Origin of the sequence: Clostridium sp. UBA6640 (genome assembly GCF_002455975.1) — a bacterium.
Classification (GTDB): Bacteria; Bacillota; Clostridia; order Clostridiales; family Clostridiaceae; genus Clostridium_J.
In genome coordinates, this window is sequence record NZ_DKLM01000102.1 from 1 (window position 1) to 15,745 (window position 15,745).

A 15,745-nucleotide genomic window follows, 5' to 3' on the forward strand; every position below is an offset into this window, starting at 1 on the left:
ATAAGTTAAATTTTCATTGTGGAACTCTATAATTTATAGGAGGAGGAATAGATATGAAAAATATGTCATTAAATGAAATTAGAGAATCTTATTTAAATTTTTTTGAAAGTAAAGATCACTTAAGATTAGAAAGCTTTCCGTTAGTACCTAAAAACGATAAGAGCTTACTACTTATAAATGCTGGTATGGCTCCATTAAAACCATATTTTACAGGATTACAAACCCCACCAAGTAAGAGAGTTACTACTTGCCAAAAGTGTATTAGAACTGGAGATATAGAAAATGTAGGTAAGACCTCTAGACATGGTACTTTTTTCGAAATGCTTGGAAATTTCTCTTTTGGAGATTACTTTAAAGAAGAGATAATTCCGTGGGCTTGGGAATATGTAACAGAAGTTTTAGGAATACCAAAAGATAAATTATATGTAACTATACATTTAGAAGATGATGAAGCTTTTGAAATATGGGTAGATAAAACAGATATAGATAAAAATCGTATTTTTAGGCTAGGAGCAGATAATTTTTGGGAGGTTGGAGCTGGCCCAGGACCATGTGGACCATGTTCTGAAATTCATTTTGATAGAAAACCTGAATTAGGGCAAATAAAGACTGCTGATGAATTTGAAAAAGCTTCTGATGAAGATAGAGTTATAGAGTTCTGGAATCTAGTATTTACTCAATTTGATAAAGATGAAGAAGGAAATTATAACAAATTATCAAGTCCTAACATAGATACAGGAATGGGACTTGAAAGAATGGCAACCATAATGCAAGGAGTTAACAGTATTTTTGAAGTTGACACAATTAGAGCAATATTAGATGAAGTTTGCAGAATATCTAATAAAAAATATGGCTATAATGAAAAAGAAGACATATCTATAAGAGTTATAACTGACCATGTTAGAAGTGTAACATTCATGATTAGTGATGGAGTATTACCATCAAATGAAGGTAGAGGATATGTTTTAAGAAGGATATTAAGAAGGGCAGCAAGACATGGTAGATTAATGGGAATAAAGGGGATATTCTTAAATAATCTATGTGATATAGTAATAGAGAACTCTAAGGGCGCTTATCCAGAATTAAGTGAAAAATCTAGTTACATTAAAAAAGTAATAAAGCTAGAAGAAGAAAGATTTAGTGAAACTATAGATTCAGGAATGGAAATATTAAAATCATATATTGAAGAGTTAGAAACTTCTAACGAAGATACTTTAAAAGGTGAAAAAGTTTTTAAACTTTATGACACTTATGGTTTTCCACTAGAACTTACAGAGGAGATTTTAGAGGAAAAGAATTTAAAAGTTGATATAGAAGGCTTTAACACAGAAATGAAAAACCAAAGAGAAAGAGCTAGAGCAGCTAGAGGAGATTCAAGCTACATGGGCAATGATGATGGAATTTTAAATAAAATTCCTGCAGATATAGAAACTGCTTTTAGTGGATACAATAAAATAGTAGATTCTTCAGAAGTAAAAGTTCTAATTAAAGATGATGAATTTGTGGGAACTTTAGCTGCTAAAGAAAAAGGTATAATAATTACTTCTACAACTCCATTTTATGCTGAAATGGGAGGTCAAGTAGGAGATAAGGGCATAATCTCTAATAATAAGTTTAAAGCTGTAGTTTATGATTGTAAGAAAAATGTTGGTGGGAAAATCCTTCATTTTGTAGAAGTAGTAGAAGGCGAAGTAAATTTAGAAGATATAGTTGAGCTTTCGGTTGATAGTGGAAGAAGACAAAATATATGCAAAAATCATACAGCTACTCATATGCTTCATGAAGCTTTAAGAGAAATTTTAGGGGATCATGTAAACCAAGCAGGTTCTTATGTAGATGATGAGAGATTGAGATTTGACTTTACTCATTTTGCTGCATTAAGTGAAGAAGAACTTAAAAAGGTTGAAAATAAATTAAATGAGGAAATTATGAAAGTCTATAGCATAAATACTGATGTTATGACTATAGAACAAGCTAAAAATAGTGGTGCAGTAGCATTATTTGATGATAAGTATGAAGAGGATGTTAGAGTTGTATCCGTAGGAAACTTCAGTAAAGAGCTTTGTGGAGGAACTCATGTTAAGAACTCTGGAGAGATAGGGTTATTTAAAATCATAAGTGAAAGTGGAGTTGCAGCAGGTATTAGAAGAATTGAGGCTATAACTGGAGCAAAATCAGTTAAATATGTAGAAGATAAAAATACTTTCTTAAAAGAGGTTTCTTCAATATTAAAATGTGGAGAGAAAGATGTAGTTAATAAACTGCAATTATTACTACAAGAGCTTAAAGATAAAGATAAAGAAGTTCAGAGTTTAAAAGAAAAATTAAATAGTGGATTAGAAGATGAACTTATAAGTTCAGTAATAGACATAAAGGGCGTAAAAGCTATAGTGGCAATGATCAATGATGTTGAAGGAGAGGCTCTTAGAAATCTTAGTGATAAATTAAGAGATAAACTTCAAAGTGGCGTTGTCATATTAGGAGCTTCCTCAAAAGATAAGGTTCAATTTGTAGCAATGGCTACAAAAGATGCTGTGTCAAGTGGGGTTCATTGTGGTAAAATAATTAAAGAAGCTGCAACTATCGCTGGCGGTGGCGGTGGTGGAAGACCAGACATGGCTCAAGCAGGTGGAAAAATACCAGAAAAATTAAAAGAGGCAATGGATAAAGCTAAGGAAGTATTAGAAAGTTTAGTTAAATAGTGTACTTTTTGGAGTATATGTTTTATAATATTATTAAAATATCTATTGGTCGTTTAAGCGATGGGAAAGAGGGAGATTATAGTGGATAATCAAAATACAGTTCAGTTTGAAGGTGTGAAGGATAAAAAAGATATGACAAAAATGATACTGACTGACGTATATGATGCCTTAAAGAAAAAGGGATATAACCCAGTTAATCAACTAGTAGGATATTTGATTTCAGGTGATCCAACTTATATAACAAACTATAATGGAGCAAGAGCATTAGTTAGTAAACTAGAAAGAGACGATATATTGGAAGAGGTTTTAAAATCTTATCTAGATATAAAATAAAAATGCCTTATAGGCATTTTTATTTTAATTTAGCATACACTAAAGTTATTATTAAATATAGAGACTTTTGCATAAGGAGATTCTTAATGAGAATACTAGGATTAGATGTTGGTGATAGAACTATTGGAGTGGCAGTAAGTGATCCATTAGGACTAACAGCTCAAGGCATTACTACAATAAAAAGAAAAAAATTAGAAGATGATATAAATGAAATTATAAAAATATGTAAAGAATATAATGTGGAAAAGATAATTTCAGGACTTCCTAAAAATATGAATGGAACCATAGGACCTCAAGGAGAAAAGGTCATGGCATTTTGTGAGGAATTAAAAAAGCACATAGATGAAGAAATAAAATTTTGGGATGAAAGATTAACCACTGTTGCTGCTCATAAGGTTATGCTGGAAGCAGATTTATCAAGAAGCAAGAGAAAGAAAATTGTAGATAAAATAGCAGCAATATACATATTACAAGGATATTTAGACAGTATATATTAAATAATTATTATGATAGAATAGGAGAAATAGTTATGGAAAATTATGTTGAAAAAATTACTTTAATTGATGAAAATGGAGAAGAAATTGAGTTTGATGTTATAACTAAGCTAGANNTAGAAGAAGAGGAATATGTTATAGTTGTTCCAAGTGGAGAAGAAGATTTAGACGCTATAGCACTAAAAATTAAAAAAGATGAAGAAGGAAATGATTTATTAGTTCCAGTAGAAGATGAAGATGAATTTGAAATGATATCAGAAGCTTATGAAGCTATATTTGAAGAATAAACTTTGTTTTATTATCCTGTAATTATCATTTGAAAATATCTATCTTATAAGAATAATAGATAGTTAATATAAAGAGATTATTAGTAATTAAAAAAACTATATAAAATAAAATTTAAAAATATTAAATTTTATAGTTATTGATTTGAAATGTTATTCTATTGAGAATTTCTCAAAACTTATAAAAAATTACGTGGATTACAGCGTAATGCAATAATAAGATATGGAAAATAGAGAAAGGAGGAGTTACGTTAAAACAAGTAATATTATAAAATTTGAAAAGAACATTAAAAAGCCACACGAAATATTTGGCAATATTAAAAATGATTATAGCCATAAAATAATTACTAACATATAATAAAAGTTAAGTTATTAAAAATAATTATGACAATTTTAAAATATTATTATCTGTTAAGGAATTAAAATATTAAGTGGTGAATTATATGAAGACTCCTTTCTCAATGTATATATGTTAGAATTTAATATTCGATATGTTGAGTGTAAGGAAAATATAAATGTTTATAATGTTTTTATAGAGTTCTATAAGTTTTACGTAACAGATGGAATGGGTTAATATGTCTCATGATAGAATTGAAGTTTTAAAAGAAGTTTTAAAAGAAAAGGGGTATAAATTAACCCCTCAAAGAAGAGCCATTCTAAACGGAATAATTGATAGCGAAGGGGCTCACTTAACGGCTGAAGAGCTATATGATTTAGTAAAAATAGACTGCCCTGAAATAGGCTTAGCAACTGTCTATAGAACTGTTCAATTACTAGAAGAGATGGGCGTAGTATGTAAATTAGACTTAGATGATGGAAGAAGTAGATATGAACTTTGTCAAGGCGATGATAGTCATCAACATCATCATTTAATTTGCAATTCTTGTAATAAAGTAATTGAAGTTCAGGGTGATTTACTTCACGAAATAGAAGAGGTTATTGAAGAAAAATACAAATTTAAAATTGAAAATCATAGTTTGAAATTCTATGGAATATGTAAAGAATGTAATAAGGTATCTGAAAGATAATAAGTAAGATAAGAATTTAAGTCTATTTTCTGTTAGAAGAAGTAGTAAAATCTGCTTATACCGAACTATGTGAAGATTTTGATGATACAACATAACATAAAATAGTTTAAGATACTAGTAAATTGTTTTCTTGAAGATATTAAATAGAATAACAAATTAATTTAAATATATATAAAATTACAAAGGAGGGGAGAAAGTGCGAAGAGAAAGAGAAAAAATTAAAATTATACCACTTGGAGGTCTTAATGAAATAGGCAAAAACCTTACTGTAATTGAGTACAAGAATGATATTGTTGTTATCGATTGCGGCCTTAAATTCCCAGATGATGATATGTTAGGTATAGATGTAGTTATACCAGATGTGCATTATCTTATAAAGAATAGGGAAAGGGTTAAAGGTATATTTTTAACTCATGGACATGAAGATCATATAGGTGCATTACCTTATATTTTAAAGCAAATTAATGTTCCTGTCTATGGAACAAAGCTTACATTAGGTATTGTTCAAACAAAACTTAAAGAACATGGCCTTTTAAGTTCAGTGGAGTTAAAGTATGTTAAACCAAAGGATATAGTCAAGCTTGAAAATGTTTCAGTAGAATTTATAAGAACTAGTCATAGTATAGCAGATTCAGTAGCTATTGCTATTCATACACCATTAGGGGTAGTGCTTCATACTGGTGATTTCAAAATAGATTTTACTCCAATTGATGGTTGCGTAGCAGATTTAACTAGATTTGCAGAGCTTGGAAAAAGAGGGGTAACAGCAATGTTAGCTGACAGTACAAATGTAGAAAGACCAGGATATACTATGTCAGAAAGTACTGTTGGTGAAAGTTTTGAAAAGATTTTCTTTACTGCAAAAGGAAGAATAATAGTAGCTACATTTGCATCAAATATCCATAGAATTCAACAGATAATTGAAGCAGCTAGTAGGCACGGTAGAAAGGTTGCAGTATCTGGAAGAAGTATGGAGAATATTATGGCAGTAGCTATAGAGCTTGGTTATATTAAGCTTGAAAAAGATATCCTAATAAATATAGATGCCATTTCAAAGTATAATGATAATCAGATTGTTATTATAACTACAGGAAGCCAAGGGGAACCAATGTCTGCACTTTCAAGAATGGCTTCATCAGACCATAAAAAAGTAAATATTTCAGAGGGAGATACAGTTATAATATCTGCCACACCAATACCAGGAAATGAGAAGTTGATATCCAAGGTTATAAATCAACTTTTCAAAAAAGGAGCTCAGGTTATTTATGAGGTTCACGTTTCAGGGCATGCTTGCCAAGAAGAACTAAAGCTTATGCAAATTTTAGTAAAACCTAAGTTCTTTATTCCAGTTCACGGCGAATATAGACATTTAAAACAGCATGGAGAGTTAGCTATGAAGCTAGGATTACCAGAAAAAAATGTTTATATTGGAGAAAATGGTGATGTAATTGAATTGACAAGAGATTCAATAAAAAAATCAGCATCAGTAGTATCTGGTCAAGTATTTGTTGATGGACTAGGTGTTGGAGATGTAGGTAACATAGTTCTTAGAGATAGAAAACATTTATCTCAGGATGGAATACTTACAGTTGTTGTAACTATAGAAAAAGAAAGTGGAACGGTAATTGCTGGTCCAGACATTATATCTAGAGGTTTTGTTTATGTAAGAGAATCAGAGGATTTAATGGAGGAAGCAAGGATTTTAGTTAGAGATGCACTTAAACAATGTGAAGAAAATAAAATCACAGAATGGCCGACGATAAAGTCTAATATAAGAGAAGTATTAAGAGTGTATTTATATGAAAAGACTAAAAGACGTCCTATGATATTACCTATAATAATGGAAGTTTAACTTATATAATATATTCTTACAGATTTTAGCATCTTATTTTACTTTTTAAATAAGGAGGAATTTATATGAATATATATGACAAGGCTCATGAATTTGCCAGAGTTTTAAAAGAATGTAATGAAGTTGTTGAGTACAGAGAAAGTTTTAAAAAGATAAAAGAAAATGAAGCTAACAAAAATATGTTAGATGATTTTAGAAAAGTTCAATTTGAGGCTTATAGTGAACAAATTGAAAAAGGTAAGTTATCAGATAGTATAAAGGAAAAACTTGAAAGTATGGGCTCAGTACTTACATTAAATCCTGATATTGGAAAGTTTCTTCAAGCAGAAGCTAACTTTGGAGTTATGTGGGAAGATGTAATGAAAATTCTGACAAAGGCTATGGGAATTGAAGCAGAAATTGACACTAGAGAATAATTCTCCGTAAAGTTGACTTTTTTTAAACATAATATTAGAATAGGTATAGTTAATTAAAATTGGATACAGACTTCGTATCCAATTTTCTTTTGTACGTGAATTGTAGAAAATTGATGAAAGATGGAGGAAAATAATGAATATATTCACAAGAGAAGACATAAGAAACATAGCAATAATAGCCCATGTTGACCATGGTAAGACTACATTAGTTGATGCACTATTAAAACAAAGTAAGGTTTTTAGAGAAAATGAAAAGGTTGAGGAAAGAGTAATGGACTCTAATGACTTAGAAAGAGAAAGAGGAATAACAATTCTGTCAAAGAATACGGCAGTTCAATATGGAGATATAAAAATTAATATTATAGACACTCCAGGACACGCAGATTTTGGTGGAGAAGTTGAGAGGGTTCTAAAGATGGTAGACAGTGTTCTACTAGTAGTTGACTCTTATGAAGGGGCTATGCCTCAAACTAAATTCGTTTTAAAGAAAGCTTTAGAGCTTAATTTAAAACCAATAGTTGTAATAAATAAAATAGACAAACCAAACGAAAGAGCTGCAGAGGTTATTGATGAAGTATTTGACTTATTTGTTGAGCTTGGAGCTTCTGATGAGCAGTTAGACTTTAAAGTTATATATGGTTCTGCAAGAGACGGATATGCTAAAGAAGAATTAGAAGATGAGTCAGAGAGCATGGAACCATTATTTAAAGCTATAATAGAGCACGTTGAGCCACCAAAAGGAGAGTTAGATGCTCCACTTCAATTACTTATTACATCATTAGATTACAATGAGTATGTTGGTAAAATTGGTGTAGGTAAGGTAATTAGAGGAACTATCAAAAAAAATCAAAACGTTGCGTTAATGAGAAAAGATGGAACTATAAAAAATGTTAAAATTTCTAATTTATATACATATAATGGTCTGAAAAGAGAAGAAACAGAAGAAGCTAAATTAGGAGATATAGTTGCAATTTCAGGAATTTCAGATATAAACATAGGAGAGACAATTGCTGATGCTCAAAACCCTGAGGCACTTCCATTCGTAGAAATAGATGAGCCAACATTAAGCATGAATTTTATAGTTAATAATTCTCCTTTTGCTGGTCAAGATGGTGAATTTGTTACATCAAGACACTTAAGAGATAGACTTATGAAAGAATTAGAAACTAACGTAAGCTTAAGAGTTGAAGAAACAGATTCTGCTGATAGCTTTAAAATTAGTGGAAGAGGAGAGCTTCATTTATCTATATTAATAGAGACAATGAGAAGAGAAGGATATGAGTTCCAAGTTTCTAAACCTACAGTTATATATAAAGAGGAAAACGGTAAAAAACTTGAGCCAATCGAACATTTAACTATAGACGTACCAGAAGAATTTATGGGACCAGTTATGGAAAAGTTAGGACCTAGAAAAGCTGAAATGGTCAATATGACAAGTGCTATAAATGGATACACTAGACTTGAGTTTAAAGTTCCATCAAGAGGTCTTATAGGATTCAGAAATGAATTTATGACTGATACTAGAGGTAATGGTATAATGAACAGCGTATTAGAGGGCTATGAGCCTTATAAGGGTGAAATTGCTGAGAGAAGCAGAGGATCACTAGTTGTATTTGAAACTGGTGAATCAGTTACTTATGGATTATTTAATGCACAAGAAAGAGGAACATTATTCATAGGAGCAGGAATTCCAGTTTACCACGGTATGGTTATTGGGGAGTGCTCAAGAAGTGAAGATGTAGAAGTAAATATATGTAAGAAAAAACAACTTACAAATACAAGATCATCTGGTGCGGATGATGCATTAAAATTAGTTACACCTAATGAAATGTCATTAGAAAAATGTTTAGACTTTATAGCTTCTGATGAACTTGTAGAAGTTACGCCATTAAACATAAGAATGAGAAAGAAGATATTAGATTCAAATTTAAGAAAAAGAGCGGCAAAAAAATAAATTAATTTTATAATGGGGTGATTCTGTGAAAAAAGGAATTATTATTGCTGCCATATGTTTGGTATGTGCGTTATTATTAGGGGGAATATTTTATAATAGCAATGCAAAGCATCCTTTTAAGACTACAGAAGATTTTGCTATCGAGATTAAAGAAGGAGACACATTATACAGCGTAATTGAAGAGCTAAAAGGTGAAGATAAGTTGAAGAATCCAACTTTAGTTAAGCTTTATATTAAGCAAAAGAAACTTCAACCTAACATAAAACCAGGTAGTTACAATATAGCTAAAAATGCGTCAGTAGAAGAATTTATTGATATGCTTGAAGATGCTAGTTTAGATAAGGATAGTATTAAAGTTACCATTCCAGAAGGATATGATGTAGATATAATAGCTACTACTTTAGAAAAAGCGGATATAATTAGTAAAGATGAATTTATATCAGCAATTAAAGAGTATAAGTTGCCAAGCTACATTAAGTCCAATAGTGAAAGAAAATATGACTTAGAGGGATTTTTATTCCCAGATACTTATAGTTTTAAAAAGGGAGTATCTGGTGAAGAAATAATCAAGACTATGAATGGTAGATTTGATGAAGTAATTAAAGAGTTAACTAAGGAGAAGCCTTTAAATGATGAAGAGTTATATAATATAATAACTATGGCATCTATTGTAGAAAGAGAAACGAGTAATCCTAAGGAAAGAGATATTGTAGCTTCAGTATTTTATAATAGAATAAAAGAAGATATGAAATTTCAATCCTGTGCTACAGTAATTTATGCACTAGGAAAACATAAAGATAAGTTATATGAAAAAGACTTAGAAGTAAATTCTCCGTACAATACTTACTTAGTTAATGGACTTCCTGTAGGACCAATTAGCTCGCCAGGAAGTGAAGCAATAAAGGCTGCTATAAATCCAGCAGAAACTAATTACTTATTCTTTGTTTCTAATAATGATGGTACACATTTTTTCACAGATAACTATGATGAATTTTTAAGTGTTAAAGAAAAAACTCAGGGATTCTAAAGTCAAATATTTATATAATATTTGCTAGGATTTTACATGAAAATTTTAAAAAACTATATTGTTAAGAATTGATATTTTACTTAACTAATCATTGGCAATGGACAATTTATAACAAGATTCTAATTATACTATAAGAATTTACATAATTGTTCACTGTCAATATTTAGTGGTAAAATTTGTGAATTATGGATTAAAGTCTTATATATAAGGCTTTATATTTTAGTTTGGATTAAAATGTTATATATTAAAGTGGAGGATACTTATGAGCGGAGTTACACATGATTATATGGAATTATATTTAAGAAATCTTATTCCAGATGATGTTGGTATTTTAAAGGAGATGCATGATTTTGCAATAGAAAATAAGGTACCTATTATCCAAAAAGAAGGAGCTAAGTTTCTACAATTTATGGTGAGCTTAAAAAAGCCAAAGAAAATTTTAGAACTTGGAACTGCCATAGGATATTCATCTATTTTAATGAATTTAGCATCCGGTGGTAATAATAATATTACTACTATTGAACGAGACGAAAATATGATAAAATTAGCTAAAGAAAATATTGAAAAATATGGACTAGAAGATAAAATAAATGTAGTCGAAGGTGACTGTTTAGAGATATTAGAGAATTTAAAAGATGAATATGATATGATTTTTATGGATGCAGGAAAAGGACATTATAATCATTTTTTACCTCATTGTTTAAGACTTCTAAAAGAAGATGGAGTAATTGTAGCAGATAATGTATTATTTAGAGGTATGGTAGCTTCTGATGAATTGGTGAAAAGAAGAAAAATAACCATAGTTAAAAGAATGAGGAGTTATTTAGATATGGTTTCTAATGATGAAAATTTAGTAACCACAGTTATACCTATGGGTGATGGTATTGCTTTAACTGTAAGGAGGAATGAGAATGATAAAACCAGAGTTATTAGCTCCAGCAGGTAATTTAGAAAAATTAAAAACTGCAATTGACTTTGGAGCGGATGCTGTATACTTAGGTGGAAGTAAACTAAACTTAAGAGCTTTTGCGGATAATTTTACTAATGAAGAGTTAAAAGAGGGAATAGAGTATGCTCATGCAAGAGGAAAAAAGGTTCATGTAACAATGAATGTATTTCCTCATAATGAAGATTTAGAAGGATTAGAAGATTATTTAAAAGAACTTTATGAAATAGGTGCAGATGCCATTATAGTTGCAGATCCTGGAATAATAATGACAGCTAGAGAAGTAGTTCCTAATCTTGAAATTCATTTAAGTACGCAAGCAAATAATGTAAACTATAAATCAGCAATATTTTGGCATAAGCAAGGTGTTAAAAGAATAGTTTTAGCTAGAGAATTAACATTAGAAGAAATCAAAGATATTAAAGATAAAGTTCCAGAGGACTTAGATCTTGAAATTTTTATTCATGGTTCAATGTGCATGTCATATTCAGGTAGATGCTTATTATCTAATTATATGACAGGAAGAGATGCCAATAGAGGGCAATGTGCTCAACCTTGCAGATATAAATATCGTCTTGTAGAAGAAAAGCGAAATGAAGAGTATTTCCCAATTATTGAAGATGATAAAGGAACATACATAATGAACTCTAAGGATTTATGTATGATAGAATATATTCCAGAGCTTATGAATACGGGAGCAATATCTTTCAAGATAGAAGGTAGAATGAAAAGTGCTTATTACGCAGCTACAGTGGTTAAGGCATATAGAGAAGCAATAGATGCATATTTTGAAAATCCAAAAGAGTACAAATTCCAGCAAAAGTGGTTGGAAAATCTTCAAAAACCAAGTCATAGAAAATACTATACAGGTTTTTATCTTGGAGATAAAGATAGCCAGATATATGAATCTTCTTCATATATAAGAAATTACGATATTGTTGGAAATGTTGTGGAATTTGATAAAGAAAATAATGTAGCAGTTATAGAGCAAAGAAATAAAGTTTTTGATAATGATGTAGTTGAAGTTTTAAGACCAGTTGGTGACAATATAGAAATAACTTTAAAAGATATGAAAGATGATAAAGGAAACAAGATAGATTCAGCTCCTAGGGCACAAATGTTGTTTAGTGTTAAGGTAGATACTGAACTACAAAAAAATGATATACTTGTAAAGGCTAAGGAGGATAAGAATTAATGAATCGTCCAGTTTTAATAGGAATTACAGGGGGCACAGGCTCAGGAAAAAGTACTATAGCTAAAGAGATATATAAAAGCTTTGGAGAAGATTGTATAGCTATGATAGAGCAAGATTCTTATTATAAAGATCAAAGTCATTTAACTTCAGAAGAACGAGTTAAAACAAACTATGACCATCCAGATGCTTTTGACACTAAATTATTAGTTGAACAATTAAACAAGTTAGTAAATGGAGAGGCTGTAGAAAAGCCAATCTATGATTTCGAGATACATAATAGAGTAAAAGAAACTGTTAAAGTTGAGTCAAGGGATATAATAATATTGGAAGGAATATTAGTCCTACAAGAAGAAATACTTCGTGATATGCTGGATATAAAGATATATGTAGATACGGATCCAGATGTAAGATTTATAAGAAGAATGGTTAGGGATGTTAAAGAAAGAGGAAGAACTATAGATTCAGTTATTACTCAATATTTAACAGTAGTTAAGCAAATGCATGAGCAATTTACAGAGAACACTAAAAGGTATGCAGATATTATAATACCAGAAGGTGGACAGAATAAGGTTGCTATAGATATAATAACAGCCAATATAAAGCAAATATTACAAAAATAGTAGAAATATATATTATTGAGAATATAACACCTCACTTTAGTCAAAAATTTAAGCTAAAGGGAGGTGTTTTTATGAGGAAAAAAACTTATAGTTTTATGAGTTATAAGTGGAAAGAGATCACTATTAATAGAATTTATATTATAGCAGTATTACTAATTTGTAGTTTTCTTGTACTATTAGGCAGACTATATTATATACAGTATTATAAACAAGAAACTTATTCAGTAATGGCTGATATGCAATATTACTATGAAGAAAACATAAGTAATATGAACTATAAATTATTAGGAAGAAATAATGAGGAGCTTTTTGATTATCAATATAAATATTTTGCAGTAATAGATCCTACAACTTTTTTAACTTTAAATAATGATACAAGCTTGCAAGACATACAAACTGTAACTTATATATTGAGAAATCATAATAAGGATTATGATTTATCACAAATAAAATATAAAGATAAAAGTCAAAAATATACTTATGAAATAGACTCTAAAACTTATGAAAAATTGAATAGTTCTAAAAGTATTAATGGAATCTATACATATAAACAAAAAAATGCTATGAAGAAAAAGAATTGGAAGATTGAAAATTTAATAACTTCTCCACAAAATTATAAAGATGAAAAGTTTAAAGAATCTAAATCTCTAGAGATGGACATATATAACAAGATTAAAAAGAATAAATTTGATAAAATTCGTTATGAAAAAGATGTAAATGGAAAAATAGTAGGAGAGGAAACTATAATACCTGAAGGTAATGTAAATGTGAAGCTAACCTTGGATAAAAATATACAAGATCTTATGGAAGAAACCTTAAGAAGTGAAACATTTAATAAATATCCTCAAATAGGACTTACTCTTGTGGAAAGTGAAAGTGGAAAGATATTATCAATGGCTCAAAAAGATGATAATATATCTAATATAAATATAGGAGTACCTAGTAATAATGGCTTTCTAGTGGGCTCAGTATTTAAAACTATAGTATTTGAAGCAGCTTTGGATTTAAGACTAGCTGATTTAAAAGATGAGTATGAAATTAAGAATATATTTCCAAGAAGTATTGAGAAGCAGAGAGTATATACTTTAAATGAAGCTTACCTTCGCTCTTCAAATGATGTTTTTGCACAGCTAGGATGGAAAGTTGGATTAGATAATATAATTGAATATGCAGAAAACCAAGGGCTACTAAATTCAGTTTTAAATCTTCACGATGAGGCACAGGGTGCTATTGAAGGATTAAATGAAAAAGATAAGTCTGGAGTTATTACTAATACTGCTATAGGTCAAACTTTAAGAACTACGCCATTGGCAGTGGCAGCTATTCCAAGTACTATAGTTAATAAAGGTATATATGTAAAGCCAACAATTTTAGAAGGTTATGTGGATAATAGCGGACATACAATAGAAGAAATGCCCGTGGAGAAGTATAGAGTACTATCAGAAGAAACTGCTACTATTATGGAAGAACAAATGAGAGAAGTCATAACTTCTGAAATAGGTACAGGTAGAAAAACTAACATTGAAGGATTATACATGGGTGGAAAGACTGGTACTACGGAGTATTTTGTAGATGGAAAAGAATACTCAGATGGATGGTTTGTAGGATACTTCAAGTATAAAGATAAATTTTATTCTATGGTGATATTTATACCGGAAATAGATATTGTAAATGATGCAGGTGGTACTACTGCTGCCTATGTATTTAGAGAAGCTATAGATAGATTAATAAAATCCAATTATTTGTAAGTGCACTAAAGCGTCTTCAGTAAAATATTAATTCATTATTTTATTGAAGATGCTTAATATTTTTATAATGAATTGAAGAATATTAGATTTGTCAAGGGTTATTTCAATTAAATAAGGTAGAAAAAATTTTAGTGTACAGGCTACTTTTTTGCTTTCCAATCATATTATTATAATAAGCACTATTAGGGGGAACAGCTATGGTTTTCTTCAATTGGTTCTTTAATGTGATTGGAGACATTACTTTATTAACAGCTTATGTATCCGGAAGTAGCTCATTTCCACAACCTCTTACGGAGGAAGAGGAAAGAGAATGTTTACAAAAGTTTAAAGAGGGAGACATTGAAGCGAAAAATATCTTAGTGGAAAGAAACTTAAGATTGGTGGCGCATATTGTTAAAAAATACTCTTTCCCAGGTAAAGAAGTAGATGATTTAATTTCCATAGGTACAGTAGGTCTAATAAAAGCAATTGATTCTTTTGATAGTTCTAAGGGAACAAGACTAGCTACCTATGCTGCAAGATGTATTGAAAATGAGATCTTAATGCTTATTAGAAATAATAAAAAGATAAAGGGTGAAGTATATTTACAAGACCCTATAGGTATCGATAAAGAAGGTAATGAGATCTCATTAATGGATATATTAAGTAGTGATAAGGATTCTATTATAGAAATAGTAGAAAACAAAATTCAGGTGAAAAAGCTTTATGGCAAAATCAATACTGTTTTGCAGGAAAGAGAAAAGCTTATTATTGAAATGAGGTATGGGCTTATTGATGGAAAGGGTAAAACTCAACGAGAAATTGCAAAAATACTAGGGATATCAAGGTCCTATGTATCAAGGATAGAGAAGAGAGCATTAAAAAAACTATGTAAAGAATTAAATAGCCCAGATAATAGTACTTATTGATTTTTAAAGCATAGAGGTATTTAATATAATTTAGTATGAGTTTTTAAATGTAGTGATATTTACAGAATAATATTAAAGAGTATAAAATTAAATTGAAGATGTGAATTGTGGAATGCATTTGAATTATAAAGCTAGTGATTGATGAATTTAAAGTAATTATTACAAATTAATTTCTTCAAAAAAAACTAGGATTTAAATTTATAATTGCATACTATGTATATAGGGTTCCACAATGAAA

14 protein-coding genes are annotated in these 15,745 nt (G+C 29.8%); all 14 read left to right on the plus strand.

Features of this window, described 5'->3' with window-relative positions; all coding sequences use genetic code 11:
* Positions 1 to 53: 53 nt before the first annotated feature.
* Positions 54 to 2,702 (plus strand): alanine--tRNA ligase, encoded by a 2,649-nt coding sequence (alaS, locus tag B2W91_RS11020; RefSeq protein ID WP_291580794.1) that lies wholly within the window; start codon positions 54 to 56, stop codon positions 2,700 to 2,702.
* 60 nt (positions 2,703 to 2,762) lie between these two features.
* On the plus strand, positions 2,763 to 3,035 hold the full coding sequence (locus B2W91_RS11025; protein WP_414633122.1) for an IreB family regulatory phosphoprotein: 273 nt from the start codon (positions 2,763 to 2,765) through the stop codon (positions 3,033 to 3,035).
* 86 nt (positions 3,036 to 3,121) lie between these two features.
* Positions 3,122 to 3,532 (plus strand): Holliday junction resolvase RuvX, encoded by a 411-nt coding sequence (gene ruvX, locus B2W91_RS11030; protein WP_291580796.1) that lies wholly within the window; start codon positions 3,122 to 3,124, stop codon positions 3,530 to 3,532.
* Positions 3,533 to 3,564: 32 nt separating this feature from the next.
* Positions 3,565 to 3,816, plus strand: a complete 252-nt coding sequence (locus B2W91_RS11035) for a DUF1292 domain-containing protein (protein WP_291580798.1) — start codon at positions 3,565 to 3,567, stop codon at positions 3,814 to 3,816.
* Positions 3,817 to 4,388: 572 nt separating this feature from the next.
* Positions 4,389 to 4,841 (plus strand): Fur family transcriptional regulator, encoded by a 453-nt coding sequence (locus B2W91_RS11040; protein WP_291580800.1) that lies wholly within the window; start codon positions 4,389 to 4,391, stop codon positions 4,839 to 4,841.
* Between the two features lie 196 nt (positions 4,842 to 5,037).
* Entirely contained in the window at positions 5,038 to 6,693 is a 1,656-nt protein-coding gene (locus tag B2W91_RS11045; protein WP_291580801.1) for a ribonuclease J, read from the plus strand.
* Positions 6,694 to 6,758: 65 nt separating this feature from the next.
* The gene (locus B2W91_RS11050; RefSeq protein WP_291580802.1) at positions 6,759 to 7,109 is read left to right on the plus strand and encodes a YlbF family regulator; all 351 of its coding nucleotides are present in this window, start codon (positions 6,759 to 6,761) and stop codon (positions 7,107 to 7,109) included.
* 133 nt (positions 7,110 to 7,242) lie between these two features.
* Positions 7,243 to 9,063 (plus strand): translational GTPase TypA, encoded by a 1,821-nt coding sequence (typA, locus tag B2W91_RS11055; RefSeq protein ID WP_291580803.1) that lies wholly within the window; start codon positions 7,243 to 7,245, stop codon positions 9,061 to 9,063.
* Between the two features lie 25 nt (positions 9,064 to 9,088).
* On the plus strand, positions 9,089 to 10,090 hold the full coding sequence (gene mltG / locus B2W91_RS11060) for an endolytic transglycosylase MltG (RefSeq protein WP_291580804.1): 1,002 nt from the start codon (positions 9,089 to 9,091) through the stop codon (positions 10,088 to 10,090).
* Between the two features lie 262 nt (positions 10,091 to 10,352).
* Positions 10,353 to 11,036 carry an O-methyltransferase gene (locus tag B2W91_RS11065; RefSeq protein ID WP_291580805.1) on the plus strand — a complete coding sequence of 228 codons (684 nt, stop codon included), beginning with the start codon at positions 10,353 to 10,355 and terminating at the stop codon, positions 11,034 to 11,036.
* Positions 11,002 to 12,231, plus strand: a complete 1,230-nt coding sequence (locus tag B2W91_RS11070; RefSeq protein ID WP_291580806.1) for a peptidase U32 family protein — start codon at positions 11,002 to 11,004, stop codon at positions 12,229 to 12,231. Before B2W91_RS11065 ends, B2W91_RS11070 begins: the two co-directional genes overlap by 35 nt.
* Complete coding sequence (gene udk / locus B2W91_RS11075) at positions 12,231 to 12,851, plus strand: uridine kinase (RefSeq protein ID WP_291580807.1); 621 nt, start codon at positions 12,231 to 12,233, stop codon at positions 12,849 to 12,851. Before B2W91_RS11070 ends, udk begins: the two co-directional genes overlap by 1 nt.
* 71 nt (positions 12,852 to 12,922) lie before the next feature.
* Positions 12,923 to 14,599, plus strand: coding sequence for a penicillin-binding transpeptidase domain-containing protein (locus B2W91_RS11080; protein ID WP_291580809.1), 1,677 nt, complete (start codon positions 12,923 to 12,925; stop codon positions 14,597 to 14,599).
* 197 nt (positions 14,600 to 14,796) lie between these two features.
* Entirely contained in the window at positions 14,797 to 15,507 is a 711-nt protein-coding gene (gene sigK, locus B2W91_RS11085; RefSeq protein ID WP_291580810.1) for an RNA polymerase sporulation sigma factor SigK, read from the plus strand.
* The last annotated feature ends 238 nt before the right edge of the window (positions 15,508 to 15,745 follow it).